General features: G+C 61.8%; 14 protein-coding genes, 1 tRNA gene and 2 pseudogenes. 6 read left to right on the top strand and 11 right to left on the bottom strand.

Annotation, left to right across the window (positions count from 1 at the left end):
• The first annotated feature begins 107 nt into the window (after positions 1-107).
• From ACQ66J_RS08045 to ACQ66J_RS08035, 3 genes are read left to right on the top strand one after another with little or no spacing between them, the layout of a single operon-like run.
• A complete protein-coding gene (locus ACQ66J_RS08045) occupies positions 108-1,325 on the top strand; it encodes a thiolase family protein (protein ID WP_430431194.1) in 1,218 nt (405 codons plus the stop codon).
• Positions 1,322-2,827, top strand: coding sequence for a class I adenylate-forming enzyme family protein (locus ACQ66J_RS08040; RefSeq protein WP_430431193.1), 1,506 nt, complete (start codon positions 1,322-1,324; stop codon positions 2,825-2,827). Before ACQ66J_RS08045 ends, ACQ66J_RS08040 begins: the two co-directional genes overlap by 4 nt.
• Positions 2,824-3,255, top strand: a complete 432-nt coding sequence (locus ACQ66J_RS08035) for a PaaI family thioesterase (protein ID WP_430431192.1) — start codon at positions 2,824-2,826, stop codon at positions 3,253-3,255. Before ACQ66J_RS08040 ends, ACQ66J_RS08035 begins: the two co-directional genes overlap by 4 nt.
• A 62-nt stretch (positions 3,256-3,317) precedes the next feature.
• On the opposite strand, the pseudogene ACQ66J_RS08030 reads toward ACQ66J_RS08035, so the two are convergent.
• From ACQ66J_RS08030 to ACQ66J_RS07995, 8 genes and pseudogenes are all read right to left on the bottom strand, one after another.
• A pseudogene (locus ACQ66J_RS08030) lies at positions 3,318-3,614 on the bottom strand (DDE-type integrase/transposase/recombinase); the annotation flags it as partial.
• Positions 3,615-3,630: 16 nt separating this feature from the next.
• Positions 3,631-4,950 carry a carboxylesterase family protein gene (locus tag ACQ66J_RS08025; RefSeq protein ID WP_430431191.1) on the bottom strand — a complete coding sequence of 440 codons (1,320 nt, stop codon included), beginning with the start codon at positions 4,948-4,950 and terminating at the stop codon, positions 3,631-3,633.
• 23 nt (positions 4,951-4,973) lie between these two features.
• The gene (locus ACQ66J_RS08020; protein WP_430431190.1) at positions 4,974-6,347 is read right to left on the bottom strand and encodes a DUF1501 domain-containing protein; all 1,374 of its coding nucleotides are present in this window, start codon (positions 6,345-6,347) and stop codon (positions 4,974-4,976) included.
• A gap of 33 nt (positions 6,348-6,380) precedes the next feature.
• The gene (locus tag ACQ66J_RS08015) at positions 6,381-8,204 is read right to left on the bottom strand and encodes a DUF1800 domain-containing protein (RefSeq protein WP_430431189.1); all 1,824 of its coding nucleotides are present in this window, start codon (positions 8,202-8,204) and stop codon (positions 6,381-6,383) included.
• 160 nt (positions 8,205-8,364) lie between these two features.
• Positions 8,365-9,675, bottom strand: coding sequence for an ATP-binding protein (locus ACQ66J_RS08010; RefSeq protein WP_430432242.1), 1,311 nt, complete (start codon positions 9,673-9,675; stop codon positions 8,365-8,367).
• A gap of 70 nt (positions 9,676-9,745) precedes the next feature.
• Positions 9,746-10,423 carry a response regulator transcription factor gene (locus ACQ66J_RS08005; protein WP_430431188.1) on the bottom strand — a complete coding sequence of 226 codons (678 nt, stop codon included), beginning with the start codon at positions 10,421-10,423 and terminating at the stop codon, positions 9,746-9,748.
• Between the two features lie 485 nt (positions 10,424-10,908).
• Positions 10,909-11,142: pseudogene (locus tag ACQ66J_RS08000) on the bottom strand (DDE-type integrase/transposase/recombinase); the annotation flags it as partial.
• 299 nt (positions 11,143-11,441) lie between these two features.
• Positions 11,442-11,531, bottom strand: a tRNA-Ser gene (locus tag ACQ66J_RS07995).
• Between the two features lie 194 nt (positions 11,532-11,725).
• Between ACQ66J_RS07995 and ACQ66J_RS07990 the strand changes: the two genes are divergently transcribed.
• Entirely contained in the window at positions 11,726-12,412 is a 687-nt protein-coding gene (locus ACQ66J_RS07990; protein ID WP_430431187.1) for a tellurite resistance TerB family protein, read from the top strand.
• A 25-nt stretch (positions 12,413-12,437) separates the two neighbouring features.
• Here the strand turns inward: ACQ66J_RS07990 and ACQ66J_RS07985 are convergent, their stop codons facing one another.
• Entirely contained in the window at positions 12,438-13,307 is an 870-nt protein-coding gene (locus ACQ66J_RS07985; protein WP_375547646.1) for a LysR family transcriptional regulator, read from the bottom strand.
• A gap of 142 nt (positions 13,308-13,449) precedes the next feature.
• Between ACQ66J_RS07985 and ACQ66J_RS07980 the strand changes: the two genes are divergently transcribed.
• Together ACQ66J_RS07980 and ACQ66J_RS07975 are read left to right on the top strand one after the other, a co-directional pair.
• Positions 13,450-14,937, top strand: coding sequence for an NADP-dependent isocitrate dehydrogenase (locus ACQ66J_RS07980; RefSeq protein ID WP_375547647.1), 1,488 nt, complete (start codon positions 13,450-13,452; stop codon positions 14,935-14,937).
• Between the two features lie 505 nt (positions 14,938-15,442).
• Positions 15,443-16,021 (top strand): hypothetical protein, encoded by a 579-nt coding sequence (locus ACQ66J_RS07975; RefSeq protein ID WP_430431186.1) that lies wholly within the window; start codon positions 15,443-15,445, stop codon positions 16,019-16,021.
• A 2-nt stretch (positions 16,022-16,023) separates the two neighbouring features.
• Here the strand turns inward: ACQ66J_RS07975 and ACQ66J_RS07970 are convergent, their stop codons facing one another.
• Together ACQ66J_RS07970 and ACQ66J_RS07965 are read right to left on the bottom strand one after the other, a co-directional pair.
• A complete protein-coding gene (locus tag ACQ66J_RS07970; protein ID WP_430431185.1) occupies positions 16,024-17,364 on the bottom strand; it encodes an RsmB/NOP family class I SAM-dependent RNA methyltransferase in 1,341 nt (446 codons plus the stop codon).
• Between the two features lie 56 nt (positions 17,365-17,420).
• On the bottom strand, positions 17,421-18,155 hold the full coding sequence (locus tag ACQ66J_RS07965) for a 2OG-Fe(II) oxygenase (protein ID WP_430431184.1): 735 nt from the start codon (positions 18,153-18,155) through the stop codon (positions 17,421-17,423).
• Between the last annotated feature and the right edge of the window lie 25 nt (positions 18,156-18,180).

The raw sequence follows: 18,180 nt of genomic DNA, 5'->3' as shown, positions 1-18,180 counted from the left end.
AACGCGCCGAAAGTCACGGCGTTTGCACTTGTAGGCCGATAGAGTATCGTTATCAAAGTTACTAGCGCAAGAGCAACTCCGCGCGCTGAACCAGATCGGGAGATGACATGAAGATCGCAGTGGCGGGCGTGGGCATGACGGCGCTTGGCAAACATGAAGCCCGGTCAGTCAAGGACCTGGTGCGCGAAGCGGTCACGGCGGCGCTGACCGATGCGGGAGTCGCGACGGGCCAGATCGAGGCGGCGCTCTTCTCAAACACGCGTCAGCCTATCCTTGAGGGACAAAACGCTGTCCGCGGACAAATCGCTCTCGCCCCGCTTGGGCTCGACACGATCCCGATCGTCAATGTCGAGAACGCGTGCGCCTCGGGCGCCTCGGCCGTGGCGATAGGCGCGGACATGATCCGAGCTGGACGCGCACAGACCGTTCTGGTCGTGGGCGCCGAGAAGATGGTCTATCGCGACCGTGACGAGCTGGTCATGAAGGCCTTCCGCGGCGGTACCGATGTGGAGCGCATTGAGGAGACCGCCGCACGCATGGCGGCGTGCGGCGCAGCGCTCCTGCCTGAAGATTATACGCCCGCGCCCCGACGCAGTTTCTTTATGGACATTTACGCCGGGCTGGCGCGGTTCCACATGGAAAACTTCGGCACGACGCCCGAGCAGATCGCGTACGCCGCCGCGAAGAACCACACCAACGCCGCGCGCAATACACGCGCCCAGTATGGGGGCCAGACCAGCCCCGCCCAGGTGCTGGCCGACAAGCCGGTTGTCTGGCCGCTGACCCGACTGATGTGCGCGCCGATCTCTGATGGCGCAGCAGCGCTTGTCCTGCGCCCGGCGCGTGAGGCTGGCCAACGCGGCGTCACTCTATCCGGGACGGGCTGGACGAGCGCTTCAGATCGAGCCTTGGAGGATTACGACAATCATCTGGGCCGGCGCGCTGCGCTCAAGGCCTATGAAGCGGCGGGCCTTGGGCCAGAAGAGATCGATCTCGCCGAAGTGCACGACGCCACAAGCTTCGCCGAACTCCTGCAGATTGAAAATCTGGGCCTGTGTCCTCGGGGCGAAGGCGGGCCGTTCACCGCCTCAGGCGCAACAGCGCGCGGCGGCCGGATTCCCGTCAACGTCTCCGGCGGTCTCGTCGCCAAAGGTCATCCGGTCGGCGCCACAGGCGTGATCCAGATTTGCGAACTGGTCGAGCAATTGCGCGGAGAGGCCGGCGCCCTTCAGATCGAGGGCGCGCGCGTCGCCGTCGCCGAGAATGGCGGCGGCTTTCTCGGCATCGAGGAGGCCGCAACGCTGGTCACGGTGCTGACGCGATGACTTTGCACCTCGACACCGCCCCAGCAGCCGACGCCATGGACCGGCTTGGCCGGGATCCCGCGCGCATCGCCGCCGTTTGCTATGATGCTGAAGCGCGCAAGACCGCCGAGATCACCGCCGGAGACTTGCTGACCGCCGCGCACTCAGCCGCGGCTGAGATCGGCCGGCGTACGCCAAAAGGAGGCCGCGTCGCGATCGCGGCCGGCAATTCAATCGACCATCTTTGCGTCTGGCTGGGCGTGCAGATATCGGGACGCGTCTGGGTCCCGCTCGGGCTGTCGAACGGGCCTGAAGCCACAGCGCACGCCCTGTCGCTTGCGCGCCCTGACCTCATCTGCACCGATCCAGCCGGAGCGCGGCTTCTGGACGCGGCGGGCGCCGGGGCCGCACTTGCGCTGGATGCGCTTTACGCCGACACGGCGCGCTTGGCCCCGACCTACGCCAGCGGCGCGCAGACCATGGCGATCAAGTTCACAGGCGGCTCGACCGGCCGGCCCAAGGCAGTCGTCCAGTCCTGCCGGTCGGTCATGGCCAACCGGATCAATATGGCCGCCCGCTTCCCGCTCGCCTCTGACGACGTCGTTCTGGCCAGCGCGCCGCTGACCCATGGCTCTTCGCACTTCATCCTGCCCGCCCTCGCCGCTGGCGCGCGACTGGTGCTGGTTGATCGCGCATCGCCGTCCGCGCTCGCCTCGATCATGGTCGACGAGCACGTGACCACCGGTTTCGCGGCGCCCACCGCCATCCAGCGCCTCGCCGCCGCGCTCCATGACAGCGGTGCGCGTCTTCACGCGCTGCGTCGGCTGATCTATGGCGCGGCGCCCTTTCCCGAGCTCGCCCTCACCCGTGTGCTTGAAACCCTGGGACCGCGCATCGCCGGACTCTACGGGCAGACCGAAGCGCCGATGACCATAGCAACGATCGACGAGGCCGAGCTTGCCCAGTCCGAGCTGAGAACCAGCGTGGGACGCCCGGCGCCCTTGAGCACTGTGGCGATACTCGGCGCTGACGGCGAAACGCTCGCCCCTGGAGAAACCGGAGAGGTCACACTCGCCGGTCCACTGATAATGGACGGCTATCTCGGGGACCCCGAAAAAACCGCCGAAACGATCCGAGACGGACGACTTCACACCGGCGATCTCGGACGGATCGATATACAAGGCCGGCTCTTCATTACAGGCCGAGCGAGCGAGCTTATCATCTCAGGCGGGTTCAATGTCTTTCCCTCAGAGGTCGAAGCCGCACTTCTGGCGACCGGCGCGGTGGGGGACGCATGCGTCTTTGGCGCTCAAGACCTCGACTGGGGCGAGCGGGTCGAGGCCGCCGTGACCGCGCCTGAGGGAGGCCGCGTCGATATCGACGCGCTGCGCGCCGCCGTGCGAGACCGGCTGGGCCCGGTCAAGACACCCAAGCGCATCCATGTGCTCGACGCACTCCCCCGCAATGGACTGGGCAAGTTGATGCGAACCGATCTTGTACGGCAGTTTTCGGAGACATCATGAGCCTGGACATCCGCCTGGACGCCATGCGCGCCGAGCTCGACGGGGCTGTCAGCCGCGACACCTTCTGGGCGAAACTGAAGGCCCGGATCGCCATTCTGGAAGAAGACCGCGCCGTGCTCGACCTCTCCCCCGCTGCGAGCCGGTGCAATCTCGCCGGCGTCGTGCATGGCGGAGAAAGCGCCGCCATGCTCGACCAGGCGTGCGGGCTCGCCGCCAACGCCACTGCCGAAGGCCGCTGGGTGACCGGCAAGGCGGAGCTGGTTTATCGCGCCCCGGTCCCGGGTCAGACTGTGATTATCTGCGAAGCTCGCGTGACCCATCGCACGGGTCGGCAGGCGAGGGTCGAAGGAATAGTGCAAGCCGTCGATGACGATACGGCTCTGGTCACAGCACGCATGACATTCATTCGTCTGCGCGAGCAGAATTAGGGAGCCTATGGCGGAGCTGTCAGACGAACGCGAACGGGTCTCGAAAATCACGACGCGCAGCGTCATGCAGCCAGCGGCAGACGCCACTCGGCGAGCGCCGCGTTGCGGAGAGCTTTTAAGCGGGACCGGCGTTCGAGGGATCGGTCGTAATTGAAGTAATAGTGGAGGGGCGCGTGGACGGCGGCGAACTTCTGCAGACTTCGCATTCGCCGGAACCGCGCCATCGCCCGCTCCCGCCTTCGAAACGGCAGGTGTATGTTTTCAACCCGGTTGTTTTCGTGCCGGCCAGTGACCTGTCGACCTTCGTTCCCGATCTCGCGCATTGCTGCGCCGTACGACCGAAGCCGATCCGTGACGACTTCCTCCGACAACGCCTCACTCTTCGGTGCAAGCCGCGTTAGATTGTACTTTCGGGACACTTTTATTGACACCAGCATCGAAGAAGAGTTCCGAAGCGCCCTGATAGATTTCGCGTCTTTGATCGTCGGTAAATTCTACATGCCGAAAAGCATCCCGAACCAGGAACAACTCAGCCCTTAGACCCGCATTCGCATAGGCTGGGACAACGTCGCACGATCCCGAAACGACCAATCCAGTAAGGCTCGACCCCTCCTCTTCGGTCCCACAGGGTACGATTGGGTCCCGCTCTTCATGTGCGGCATACAAAACGCCAGATCTGGAATCCACAGTCGAGGTGTCGAAGATCGCCCCTGATAACGGCATGGCGCCCTGGACCTCAGAAGACGTGGCATCGAGGTCTCCCACCGCACCATACACGCCGCCGTTCTCCGTCGCGAACTCCGCCAGCGTCGGGCGTGAAATCACATCATCAGGGTCGAGTGTCGCTGCGAGCATCGCCATCACGCCGCCAGCCGATTCTCCGCTGACGAAAATCGCGTTCGGGCGTATGCCGCGCGGATTGTCGCCCTCACCTTCTGCGCGCAGAAACCGCACTGCCGCGAACATATCCTGTGCCGCCTTGAATCCGGCGATGGCGAGTTCATCGGCATCAAAGGGTTGGCGTCCCAGGACGCGATAATCCATGGTCGCCGCAACATAGCCGCGACGGGCGAAATCTTGTGCGATGGGCGCCACGCTTTCCCGGTCCTGCTCCACGAAGCCGCCGCCAGAGGCCACAATCATGACCGGTCGATCCGTCACCGTATCGCATTGAGGCGTGTAAATCGTGAGCCGCAGCGTCTCCCCGTCAATCGTGGCGAAGGCGACACCGTCCTCAACCTCAAGCGCGGTGAAAACAGGATCGCGATAGCGAACCGGATCTCCATCTTCATCAACATTCGTGACAGTGACTGTGATCTGTAGCGTCGCGCTCAGGCCACCCGGATCGCGGACCCGCAGTGCGGCCTCATAGACGTTATCACTATTCTGATCACCGGGCGCTTCAAAGTCAGGCGCGGTCGCAAAACTCAGACCGCGTGTCGCTGGATCAAAGTCAAAGGTTCCGGCATCGCCGCCGATAATCGAATAAACTAGGCTGTCGCCGTCTGGATCACGGGCATCAATTGAAACAATTGGACCCGTCGTGTTTTCCTCGATGTTGATTTCGATTGGTGGCGTCAAAAAGGTCGGGGCCCGATTTTGAGGGGTCTCAGGCGGGGCGTCGATGCCGCCCCCGCCGGAACACGCTACAAGGCCGAAAGCGAGCAGGCCAACACATAGATGCGTGATTTTCATGAGCTCAAGCTCCCCGATTCGGTTCAGATGAAGGTGTCCGCAAGGGAGTCGAAATTCGTCAGGCCTGGCAGGGCCGCTGAAAGCTCGCTTTCGTTCAAGCCAAACCATCGGCCAAGCTCCGCCGCGTAGCTGTCGACCGCCATGGACGGAATCAGTCTCCCACCGCCGCTGTCTGCGTGGTGGCCAAGCGTGGGTGGCGGAAGCGAGCCATAAATCTCGCCGCCTTTCACGGCCCCACCGAGCACGATCTGGTGACCACCCCAGCCATGGTCAGTGCCATCACCGTTCACCGCCAGGGTGCGGCCAAAGTCTGACGCTGTGAACAAAGTCACATCACGGCCAAGCCCTAAAAACTCCATGGATGCCTGGAAGGCGGCGAACGCCCCATCGATCTGGGACAGCAATCTGGGCAGGTTCCGCGCCTGGGCCGAATGGGTGTCAAACCCGCCAAGGCCCACAAAAAAGATCTGGCGGGAGGCAAACAGGCGATCACGCACGTTTATGGTTTCAGCCACTGTCTTGAGCTGCATGCCGAGCGGTGTCGGCGGAAAACGTGTTGAAAGCGATATCCCCTGCTGGCGCGCCTCACTGTAGGCTTCATTCGTTTCAAGGCCGCCTGAAAATGCAGCGGCCATGTCGCGCTCAAGGAGGTGGTCGCCGCGATAGCTGCTTGCCGTCAACTGATTGCGCACCGCCTCCAGAAGTTCCGCACGTTCGCCGGCCAGACCGTCATAATAGTCCTCCAGAAAATCCACGCGAGCGGCCTCGGCGACACTGACCCGGTAGGGGACTGCAAAGCGGCCGGTCAGGAACGGGCCAACCTCCTCAGTTGTGATCGTTGTGAATTGCGGCAATGAGGCATTAGCCCCCGAGGCAAGAAGCGCGTCGGCGAATAGCCCTCCCCAACCAAATTGCGCGCCTTCGGGCTGGCTGGCTTGCCAAACAGCCTGCTGGTCATTGTGGGAGAAAAGCCGGGGGGGCAGGCGCGCGGACCCACTTTCGAAACGCTCACGCGTTACCGGCTCTATCAGCGGACCAACATTGCCCACAATGGCTGCTCGGCCCTGCGCGAACAGCCGCTCCAGCTGGGGCATTTCCGGCGGTAACGCAACCTGGCGACCCTCCAGCACTGTGCTGGTCGCAGGCGTGATGGGCAGAAGGTTATTGCGCTGGCGTGCGGTGCCTTGCTGGTCCAGCAGCGAAGACCTCAACTGGGCATATTGATCATAGGATTCTGCGTCGTATGGCAAGATTAGATCGTGGCAATCCAGCCCGCCAAACAGGAAGACACAAACCAGCGCCTTGTAGCCGCTGCGATCTGCAGCATGGGCGGTAAATCTTGTCGGCACTGCACTGAGCGCGGTATGGGCGAGCGCACTGGCGCCCAGGGCCTTCATGAAGTCTCTACGGTTGCTTGCCATGGCTCTTACCTAACGCTGAACGAGATAGTCGGGAGACGTCATGACGAGCATCACCGCGAGCGAGACGCGGTCCTGCAGCGCCTGTTGATCGCCCGGCTCATCGATCGCTTCAGCCTTGATCGCCCGAATGATGGCTGACTTGGTGTCCGACGACAGGGAGCCGTAGGCGAGCAAGGCATCAAGATGGTTGACCAGCGCGGATGCGTCGTTTGCAAGCGCAATTTCCTCGCCATAGTCCGGGACAAAAGCCCGTTCCAGCGCCGCTTCATCAACCGGGACACCCATCTCTTCAAGTTCCATGGCGAGCTCGTCGGTTGGGATCATTGACTGGCCGCCAAAGGCCCAAAAAGTCATGAAGTTGATGTAGCCGGTGGTCGAGGTTGCATTGACGATCTGCAGCTCCGGAACCGTCAAACCTGCCGCGCCGGACTCTGTGCCCGGCGCCACAAAGCCCGGTCGATAAAAGTTGAAGACTGACCGCGCGCGATAGGGATGTTGAGACAGCGCATCCGGCGATGATAAGTCAAACAACTCCAGTCCATATTCTGGCCGGGACGCATCGGCATCGAACGCCCGCGCCCAATGTGCAAAGCGCAGCAAAGGTTCGCGGACCTTGCCAAATTGGGTGTTTGTAAGCGCTGCGTCGTCTCGAGCGTCGGGGTCAAAGAGAATGGCTGCCAGAGTGGCGGCTAGATCGCCCTTGCGCCCTTCGCCCACCCGGGTCTGGTTTGGCAAGGTGTAACGACCAGCATCAAAAGCATACGCCACGCGCTGGACATAGTCTGGCTCCGGTGCCGATGTGGTGAAGCGTTGTATCAACTGACGAGAGACGAAGGGCCCGACATTGGGATGCGCCATGATGCAATCGAGCGCTTGATCGATGCTTTGCGCTGCTCTGGCGCCTGGAGGGATGGCGCAATCCAGAAACCGTTTCTCTTCGTTTGAATGGCGGTCGTCGATGACCTCCATAGGGGCCAGAAGCGCCTGCTCAAGCCCGTCCCACTCGTCTACCGCATCCTCGACAGTCGGAAAGCGCCGCCGGTCCAACCCATCCAGGTCCAGGCCGGTGAAGACCTGCGCGAGACCAGTGATATCCATGTTATCGTAGAGCTCGACCGGTTGGCCGTCGACCAGGATCGGCGCTCCGTCTGGACCAAGCCGGACCACGCCAATTGTAAAAAGCTGCAGGATTTCGCGGGCATAGTTTTCGTCAGGCATCCGGCCGGTGGCTGGGTCGCCTTTTTGATTGCCCATATAAGTCAGGTAATAGCCCATGGCCGGCGAGTAGGTGACGGCTTCCAAAAGGTCGCGGTAATTCCCGAACGCGCCCTCCACCAGAATATCCTGATAGCCGACCACCGGCTCCGGGATATCAGTCAGAATCTCACCGCCAAAATTTGACACCACCAGGATTTGGGACAACGCGAAGGCCATGCGCTGTCGCAGCTGATCGTCACCCTCAATCGCATTGCGCCAAAAGGAAAACGTGCTCGACTGCACGGCCAGTAGCGGAAAATCCTCATCAGGGTCGGAGATCATCGCGCGGTAAGCCGCAAGCTGTGGCCGGTGCAGGCTTGCAGGTTTTTCCAGCTCTGACAGGAACCAGTCGGATGCACGCGTGCCTGTCAGCGCGCTCACATCGTCTGGCGTCGGACCAAATGTCGCCTGCGTCAGGAAACGCGAGGTGCCAGCTTCGGTCGCGAACGCCCCGCTGGGTCCCGGCGGTGGAGGAGGCGGTGGCGGTGGCGGAGGCGGGGGCGGAGGCAGCGGCGCGCCGATCGGGTCGTTCGCGACGTTTGACGGGCCGCCATCTGAACACCCGGTTGCAAGCATAAGGGCGCCAAGCAGCGCGCTTGAAACGGCATGGGAGCATTTCGTTCGCACCTCGAACTCCTGAACAGTGACATCGCTGTTGCAGGAGACTTGTAACCCGGTGCGGGTGGTGCGGGTTTTACAAGTCAGGCTGGAGATCCATACAGATTTGTATGTTTTGTTAGGTTTCGCGCAGCGGAAAGCTCACTTCAAAAACAGCACCAGGCGCGGTCTGCGCAACGCGGGCTTCACCGTGGTGCACTTCAGCGATCGCGCGCACCAGGCTGAGGCCAAGGCCGTTGCCCGGCGTCGATCGACTGACGTCCAGCCGCACAAATCGGTCAAAGACGCTATCGACGGCTGGAGCAGGCAAGCCTGGTCCGTCATCGCCCACTTCAAGCCAGGCCTTACCGCCTGATGCGCGCAGCCTAACCCAGGTGTTCGCCCCATCACGAGAATGCTCCAACGCGTTTTCAAGTAGATTGGAGAGCAATTGGGTGAGCAGGTCCTGGTCTCCATCCACAGACACCCGTGCTTCTATGCGCACATCAAACCGTTTGTCTGCGTCTTCAAAAAGGGGAAGGAAGCTATCAGCGACATCCTCGACCAGATCCGACAGATCCATCGGGGCAAAAGCCCGGCGGCGCCCGCCGGCTTCCACCTCACCTAAGCGCAGCATCGCGTCCAGCGTACGCAGGAGCGTCGCTATATGCGCCTGGCTTGCCGCGACGTGAGCGACCACCGCCTCCGGATCGCCCGCGTCGCGTTCCAGCAACTGAAGTCGCCCCGCGAGGTTCGACACCGGAGTTTTCAAGTCATGCGCCACTCCGGCTGAAACCCCTTCAAGGTTTCGGGTCAATGCCCCGATCCGGTCAAGCATGTCATTCACGGCAAACGATAGTCGGTCAAACTCGTCCCCGTCGCCCTCCAGCGGGACACGCATATCCAAGCGTCCCTCGTCGATCGCCTCAGCGGTCGCCGATATCGTGTTCAGGCGGCGAAAGGCCGTTCGGCTCGTGATAAAGCCGGTCAGAAGGGAAATCGGCGTCACGGCCAGCAGAACCAGCCAGCTCGCCCGGACCAACCACTTCTCGAGGATCAACAGGCGGTCTGGCACAAAGCGAGCCACGACTAGCTCGACCTCGCCCCCCTCCAGTGGCATTCGGAAAGACAGCACACGGTGACCGGACAGCTCTGCATGTTCGACAAATGTGCTGGCTTGGCCACCTGGCGGATCAATCCCCTCAAAGCCCGCTAATGTTTCATCCTCACCCGTGACCACGCGTGCAATGAATTCGTCCTGCTCCAGGATCGCGTACAACCAATCGGAATCCCAGAGCATTCGACCATCAAAGCTGAGGGCGGCCACAAGGCCGTTCAGTCCCTCACTGGCGTAAAGCCCCTCAAGGGCCTCCATTTCCTCGTCAAGGCTGGCTCGCACTTCGCCGAGCGTTTGGGCTCTGTGAACAGCGAATCCCAACCAGACCAGCACGATCAAGCCGACGGCCCCAATAAGGCCTGAAAGCACAGTGCGTCGAAAAATGGTCGATCCGAACAGGGCTCTAGGGCTCACCGATGACATAACCAGCCCCCCTCACCGTGCGAATGAGCTCACCATTGAAGGGTTTGTCGACCTTGGCCCTCAAACGGCTCACGTGTGTCTGCACCAGACTGGTTTTAGGATCAAAACGATACCCCCAGATCTTTTCAAGCAACATCGTGCGGGTGACGAGCTGTCCCTCGTTCATCATGAGGTATTCGAGGATTTTGTATTCACGCGGCAACAAATCCAGCCTCACCCCCGCCCGGGTCACGATCTGGGTCGGCCGCTCCAAGACCAGGTCGCCGACTTCGAGACGTGTGGGATCAGTGTCAATCACTGGCTGGCGACGAGCCAGGGCGCGCAGCCGGGCATACAACTCCGCGAAAGCAAAGGGTTTGGTTAGGTAATCATCCGCGCCCGCCTCGAGGCCAGTCACGCGATCGTCAATCCCGTCGAGCGCGGTCAGGATCAGAATCGGGGTTGCAACACCCGACTGACGCAAGACGCGAACTGCGTCTACACCGTCCATTCCAGGCAGCAGGCGATCAAAAACGATCACATCAAATGCGTTCGCCGCAGCCTCGATCAGGCCCTGCCGCGCCGATGTCGCGACCGAAACCACATCACCGGCTTCACTCAAGCCGCGAGAGACGAAGGCGGCGATTTCTTGATTATCTTCAACCAGAAGGATGTTCACACACTGAACTCATGTCAAAACACGTCGGCTTAGCGCCTGGTGAGGTGCTACCAGCCTAAACCGGATTAGTCTCAAAAAGCCACGAGCCGCACCCTCATGCGACCAGCGATTGACGGCGCGACTAAAGCGAAGAGCGAACTCACTCACAACTCGGCTGGATGAACGATAGGGGTCACGTCACTGGCAGATCTCCCCGAGGCGCATTCCCGTGAATGCTGCGATTAGAGGGACCCAGTACGCTCCATCGAAACGAATGCTCCCGTTCCCCGGATCCGCGCGGTAAATCGAGGCGTCCGAAACAGCCTTTGAAGCTGAGCGACGTTGTAGGGCGCGCGCCCCTTTCCCTCTCCCCTATCCTTTTTGATTGCAAGGCCAGCACATGGGTTGCGGCTGAGTTCGCCTCGTGCAGCGTATCGCTTGAAGAACGAAGAGATGGGTGCTGTCAGACAAAAGCGGACCGGTCTCGAAAATCGTACGGCGTACGCTTATGCAGCCAGCAGCTGACGCCACTCGGCGAGCGCTTCGTCGCGGAGCGATTTAAAACGGGGCCGGCGTTCGAAGGATCGGTCATGATTGAAGTGATTGTGGACGGAGGCGTGGGCGGCGGCGAACTTCTGCAGACTTCGCATTTGCCGCAACCGCGCCATCGCCCGTTCTCACCGTCGCAACGGGAGATATGAGTTCTCAGCGCGATTGTTCTCGTGCCGGCCAGTTTCCCTGATCGCTGGTGAAAATTCCCTACGAAACTGCGCAGGAAATTCTAGATTAAGTAATTGATATATTGCGATATATAGGATTTCCCATCAACCAGAATGGGGTGGTTTCCGTTGCAAATCCCTGTTCATCGGCCCAGAGCAGAGTAACGGGACTGCGTTATCGTCGCGACTGAGACTTCGCCGGGTTTGGGCCTGGAAAAGGCAGTTTCGTGAGGTCTCGGTACTGCTGGCGGTTTTCCAACCGCCGGACACTACCCGCGTATTCCGCCCGTTTCGGGACAGAGACTGAATTCTAAGGAATCTGGCGGTGAGGGTGGGATTCGAACCCACGAGACGGTTACCCGCCTACACGCGTTCCAGGCGTGCGCCTTCGACCACTCGGCCACCTCACCGTAAGGCGGCGGAAAGTACCCAATACACCGCGCCAGTCAAGGACCTAACGCTGCTCTATCTGCGTGAAAAACCTGTCATGGGTTCTTGCACCCGAAGAGCGGTATTCCCAATTGCTCCCCCACGCATATTTCAATCTCAAACGGACGGACGGCCACACGCCGCGCCGACCCTTCACACGACGCAAAGGTCCGCCATGTTTGACGTCAACAAGATCATCACCGCCCTCCAGACCGATCCCAACGCCCAGCGCACCGCGTTGGCGGGCGGCGGCGGCGTCGCAGCGGGCTTCGCCGCCTCCATGCTGATGGGCAAATCCGGACGCAAGATGGTGGGCAAAGCGGCCAAGTATGGCGCGGTCGCCGCCATTGGCGGTCTCGCCTATCACGCCTGGCAGAAGAGCCAGCAGAACAAGCAAGGCCAGGCCGCAGCAGCGTCGGCGGCGCCCGCTGAAGTCCAGGATGCAGACTTCACCCCGGCGCCGGAGAACTCCGCCTTCCTGCCCGCCCCGTCTGACGAAGCGGCGGTCGATCAATTGGGCAAGGCTTTAGTGCGCGCCATGATCGCGGCGGCCAAGGCGGACGGCAAGGTCGACGCCGAAGAGAAAGAGGCGATCTTCGCGCGGCTGAACGCCATGGATCTGAGCGCGGAAGACAAGGCGTTCGTCTTTGACGAATTGTCAGCGCCGTTCGACATCAACGCCGTCGTCGAAGCGGCCGATACGCCCGAGCACGCCGCCGAGATCTACGCAGCGTCCCTGGTGGCGATCGAAGTCGACACCCCCGCCGAGCGCGCCTATCTGCAAATGCTGGCGGCGCGGCTGGAGCTCGACCCCGATCTGGTCAATGAAATCCACAAGGCTGCGGACGCCCAGCCCGCCTAGGCGTCCCACACACGATCGCCCGCCCCTAAAACCGGGCGGGCTCGTCTTCCAAAGCATGCGCCAGATGATCAGCCAGGCGCCGGGCGGCCAGCCCGGCGTCGGCCGCCGTCAGCAAGACCGCCTCGGCGTCATCAAGCGGCGGCATGCGTGCGCCTTCATCAATCGCGAGGTCATCGGGCGCGAAATCACGCGGTAAAACCGCAACGCCCAGCCCCGCGCGCACCGCGGCCAGCGCCCCCGCCAGCGAGCCGCACACATAGGCGGCTCTCGCCCGCCCGCCGGCCCGGCCCAGCGCTTCCACTGCGCGCTTGCGATAGACGCAGGGCTCGGGACTGACCACGAGCGCCGTCACGCCGTCCGTTTTGAACACGCTGTCATCGGCCCCCACCCAGACCAGAGGCTCTGACCAGACGCGCTGACCGTCCACCGCCGCGCTCGGCTCGCGCTTGACCAGCGCCACATCCAGACGCCCGGCATGAAACATATCCATCAGGTTCAGCGTCAGGTCACAGGTCACTTCAAGCTGAATGCCGGGATGCGCGCGGGAGAACTCCGCCAGCGCTTTGGGCAAATGCGCCGTGGCGATGTCTTCCGGCGTGCCCAGGCGCACATGACCGCGCGCCTCGCCCTGCCGGAACGCCGACAGCGCCTCATCATGGAGCGCCAGCATGCGCTCGGCATACCCCATCAATCGCTCGCCCGCCGGCGTCAGAATGACCCGCCGCGCCGTGCGGCTGAACAGGCGCTCATCCACGATCTGTTCGAGCTTGCGGATCTGCAGCGACACCGCCGACTGGCTGCGGAACAACAGCGCCCCGGCGCGCGTAAAGCTTTGTGATTGCGCCACCGCGACAAAAGCGCGGAGCAGATCAAGGTCCAGACGATCGGTTTGCATGCTATGAGTTTCTCAAATGCATGAACGCATGACAATCAATTTTTCAAATTCCTCTGACTGGCTAAAACCACGTCCACACCAGAAGCGCCGCGTCCACCCGCGGCCTTCTTGAGGGTTCTCACGCTGGAATGAGGAAATCTGAATGAACGTCCACGTCACCGCCTCGACCGCCGCCTCTACGGCGACGCGCACCCCCACTCCGATCACCGTCGCATACGGCGATGGCATCGGCCCGGAAATCATGAAAGCCAGCCTGAAAGTGCTGGAGGCGGCGGGCGCCGCCCTGGCGCCGGAGCCGATCGCCATTGGCGAGCAGGTCTATCTCAACGGGGTCAGCGCGGGGATCGAGGACAGCGCGTGGGAGTCCCTGCGCCGCACCAAGGTTTTCTACAAGGCGCCGATCACAACGCCCCAGGGCGGCGGCTTCAAATCGCTGAATGTGACCGTGCGCAAATCGCTCGGCCTGTTCGCCAATGTGCGCCCCTGCGCGGCGCTGTCGCCCTTTGTCGCCACCCGCCATCCCGACATGGACGTGGTGATCGTGCGCGAAAACGAAGAAGACCTCTACGCCGGCATCGAGCACCGTCAGACCGATGAAGTGGTGCAATGCCTGAAATTAATCTCGCGCCCCGGCTGCGAGCGGATCGTGCGCTATGCGTTTGATTACGCCCGCGCCAATGGCCGCAAAAAAGTCACCTGCCTGTCCAAGGACAACATCATGAAGCTGACCGATGGTCTGTTTCATGAGGTGTTTGACGAGATTTCCAAAGACTATCCCGACATCAAGACCGATCACTGGATCATTGATATCGGCACCGCCAAGCTCGCCGATGCGCCAGAGCAGTTCGACGTGATAGTCACCTCAAACCTCTATGGCGACATCATCTCTGACGTCGCCGCCGAAATCACCGGCTCGGTCGGCTTGGGCGGGTCCGCCAATATTGGCGAGCATTGCGCCATGTTTGAAGCCATTCACGGCTCGGCCCCAATGATCGCCGGCCAGAATGTGGCGAACCCGTCCGGCCTGATCCTCGCGGGCGTGCAGATGCTGGTCCATATCGGTCAGGCCGATGTGGCGGAGAAACTCCATAACGCCTGGCTGAAAACCCTTGAGGACGGCGTGCATACCGTCGACATCGCCTCTGAGGGCATGACGAAAGAACAAGTGGGCACAGACGCCTTCGCCGACGCCGTGATCGCGCGTCTGGGGCAGGAGCCGACCCATTTCACGCCCGTGCGCTATAACGCTGAAACGGGCGGCGTCGCCATCGCGCCCTATCAGCGCCGCGAACGCCAGACCAAGACGCTGGTGGGCGTGGATGTCTTTGTCGACATGCCGACCCAGAACCCCGACGACCTCGCGAACAAGCTCAACCTTGCAGCTGGCGGCGCGGCCTTGTCATTGAAGATGATCACCAATCGCGGGGTGAAAGTCTGGCCGCAAGGCTTGCCCGAAACCTTCAAGACCGATCATTGGCGCTGCCGCTTCATGGGCGACGGGGTGCGCAAGAACGCCGACGTGGTCGATCTTCTGGCCCGGCTGGAGAAAAGCGGCGTCGACTTTGTGAAAACCGAACAGCTTTACGAGTTTGACGGCAAGCCCGGCTATTCGCTCGGCCAGGGGCAGTAAGACCACGCTTACCCCTCTCCCCCTTGAACAAGGGGGAGAGGTTGGGTGAGGGGGTGCGTTTCAATGTTTGAGACTTGCGCGGGGTGAAACGTGCCCACCCCTCACCTGTCCTCTCCCCTCAAAGATGGGAGAGGGACGCTCACCAAAGTCCAGGAGTTGTCTTTGAATTTCTGAGATTGTCATTCGCCGGTTTATCCGGCGATCCAATGCCGTGATTTGTGATGGAGCCAACCGGCATGGCTCCCCCGCATGAAGCGGGGGATGACAGGATTAGATATGATGAATGTCTCTTCCCCGGCGCAGGCCGGGGCCCAGAGATCACAGGGCGCTATGGGCCCCCGGGTCAAGCCCGAGGACCGAGGTGGTTAGGCTGAAACCTTACCCATGTAACTGTTCAAACTACCCGGCGCTCCGGCATGCAGACACTTCGCTTCAACGAATAGCTGTGCCAAGCTTCCGTATAAAGGTTCACCAACGACCTTTAGTGAAGCCTAGGGAACATCTCATGTTGCTTCTTGCTCTCGCCTTGGTCGTCCAATACGCATCTGACGCCGCTCAGCCAGATGCCTGCGCGTACGACAGCACTCACTATCTACAACAAGGTGCCGAAACCTTCGATCAATCTGAAGACGGGTGGAGACCCCTAGCCCAACGTGGATGCTTTATCGAAGCAGCTGAATTAATAGGGCTTTATCGAGCGTCCCAAGGTGACGCGATCCCACAGAGGAACAGACACGCGATCATTTGGCATCACGGGCAAATGTACGCTTACGCCAACGAGTACGAGTTGGCTGTTGAGCAATTCAGCCAGACTTTTGAAGAGCTCGGGGCGCATCCGGAGATGCACTACAAAACCGATGCTGTGATCGCTTTCCTGACGCGAGATCGAGAGCGCCTGATTGAAACCAGGGACGCCCTTCAGGCTTTGCCTGAGCCCCCTAATTTTCAAGCGATAGTCGCGCGCATTCGTGAACAACACCCCGAGCACGAACCGCCAAGCTGGCCGCCTGCCCTGAGAACCGTAGACAACTACGTACGGTGTTTTGATCACCCTTACGCCATCGCATACGAAGGCCAGTGCTAACCCTACCCCTTCACGATCCGCGCAATATAAAAGCCGTCCATGCCGCCGCGTTCATCCCACATATCGGGACGGGTGCGCACGGCGCCGTCCGGGCGCAGCGCTTCTTTCAGGCCCGGCAGCTCGTCCGCCGTCACCGGATCAAGGCGCGCGTCCGGCGTCCGCTCCAGGAAGGCCGCGATCTGGTCTTCGCCCTCTTCAAGCTCCAGCGAACAGGTGCAATAGACCAGCCGCCCGCCCGGTTTGAGCTGAGCGAAGCTGGCGTCCAGCAGGCGGCGTTGGATGTCGGCCAGATTGGCGATGTCGCCGGGCTCTTTCGCCCAGGCCGCATCCGGGCGACGGCGCAGCGTGCCGGTCGCCGAGCACGGTGCGTCGAGCAAGATCGCGTCCATCGGTTCGGGCGCGGTCCAGTCCGCCACATCCGCGGTGACGATTTCGGCGTTGAGTTTGGTGCGCTCGAGATTTTCCGCCAGGCGCTTAAGGCGTTTGGGTGAAGCGTCGACCGCGATCACTGACGCGCCTGTGGCGGCCAGCTGCAAGGTCTTGCCGCCCGGCGCCGCGCAAAGATCGGCCACCTTTTCACCGGCTCTGACGTTCAGCAGGCGCGCCGGCAAAGCCGCCGCCACATCCTGCACCCACCAATCGCCCGCCTCAAAGCCCGGCAGGCCGTCCACGGCGCCAATATCGGGGCGCCGGATCGTGCCGGTTTCCAGAACCTTGGCGCCGATCTCGTCAGCGAAGCTCTGAGCGTCAAAGCCCGGCTTGGCGGTGAGATCGAGGGTCGGCGGGACCGAGCGGGCGATGGCGATGGCGCGCGCCACCGGCTCGCCATAGGTCTCCACCCAGCGCTCGGCCAGCCAGTCGGGCAGGTCTTCAAGCGGATCTGAGTCCAGAAACGCGCCTTTGCCCTGATCAACGACCCGGCGCAGCACCGCGTTCGCAAGGTTCTTGAAGCGTGCGGTGTTAGGGTCCTGCGCCATCAGGCTGACCCAGGCGTCCACAGCGGCGTGGGCCGGGGTTTCAAGGATCAGGCGCTCGGCCGCGCCGCAGCGCAGGATCAGATGCGCCTTGATCTCTTCATCGGGCAAAGGCTTGTCGAGCACCTGCATCAGAGCGGCGTCAAGCGCGATGGGGCGACGGATCACGGCGGAGGCGATGGCACGTGCAAAGGCGCGGTCGCGCGGCTCCATGCGTTTCCATTCGGGACGTCCAGCCAGAGCGCCATCGAGCGGCACGCCCTTGGCGAGCACGCCTTCGACCGCGCCAAGCGCAGTGCCGCGCGGCATCAAATTCTTGGTGGAGGATTTAGGTTCGGGCCGATGCGGCCCTTTGCGCATCTCAGTCATGACGAGGCGGTAGCACGCATAGGCTGTTCAAGAAAGCGCATCCCGCACGGTCCGGTTTAGAGCGCAGGCTCCTTGCCGCGCCGGAACCAGCCCGTAATCGCGTAGCGTGCGCCCTTCGCGAAGGGAGAAACCACACTGACCAAATGCGGTTGAGGCACTTTGAACAGGGTGAGCCGGTTGAACGCTGGCGTCAGTCCCGCGCGCACATCCCCCGCTTCATCGAGAAGGTTGAGCACACCGCCATAATCAGCGCACCAGTCCCGCGTGAGATTGAGGACGAAGGCGGCGCTGCGGTTCTTGCCCTCTACCCCGTCATCATGACGGGTGAGGAAATGACCCGGCCTGTAACGGGTGAGCTGACAGTCGGCGAACGTGATCGCGTCATCCCCGGTCAACGCCCGTCCCAGCTCGATGAATGCGGCGGAACGGGTCAGCTCAAAAGCCGCCTTGAAGACGGCGTTGGTCAAACGCCCTCTCATGCCGGCATCATAAAGAGGCACATTCTCAAAGAGATAGCCAAAGCCCGATTGAGCTTCTCGCAGGACCAGCTGATCAAAGGGCGCACGGCGCGCGGGCTCAAGCCTATCCATTTCAGCGCCGACGAAATCGCGATGCTGACCGTCTATCAGGGCGACAAGGTTCCACTCCGCCCAGTCGGACGCCGCCTTGTGCAGGCGGCGGGCGTCGGGCGTGACCAGCACGTCCTCCACCGCGGCGTACCCAGCGCTGGCGTAAGCCTGCGCAGCGTCCGAACACTCAAGTTCGGGATTGAGTTTGATTGGTAAAGCCATGATCTGGCGGTACGCGATCAGAGGG

This window comes from Oceanicaulis sp. (assembly GCF_965284345.1).
Classification (GTDB): Bacteria; Pseudomonadota; Alphaproteobacteria; order Caulobacterales; family Maricaulaceae; genus Oceanicaulis; species Oceanicaulis alexandrii_A.
The sequence above is the reverse complement of the archived record's forward strand: the minus strand, read 5'-3'. Positions and strand labels throughout refer to the sequence as shown.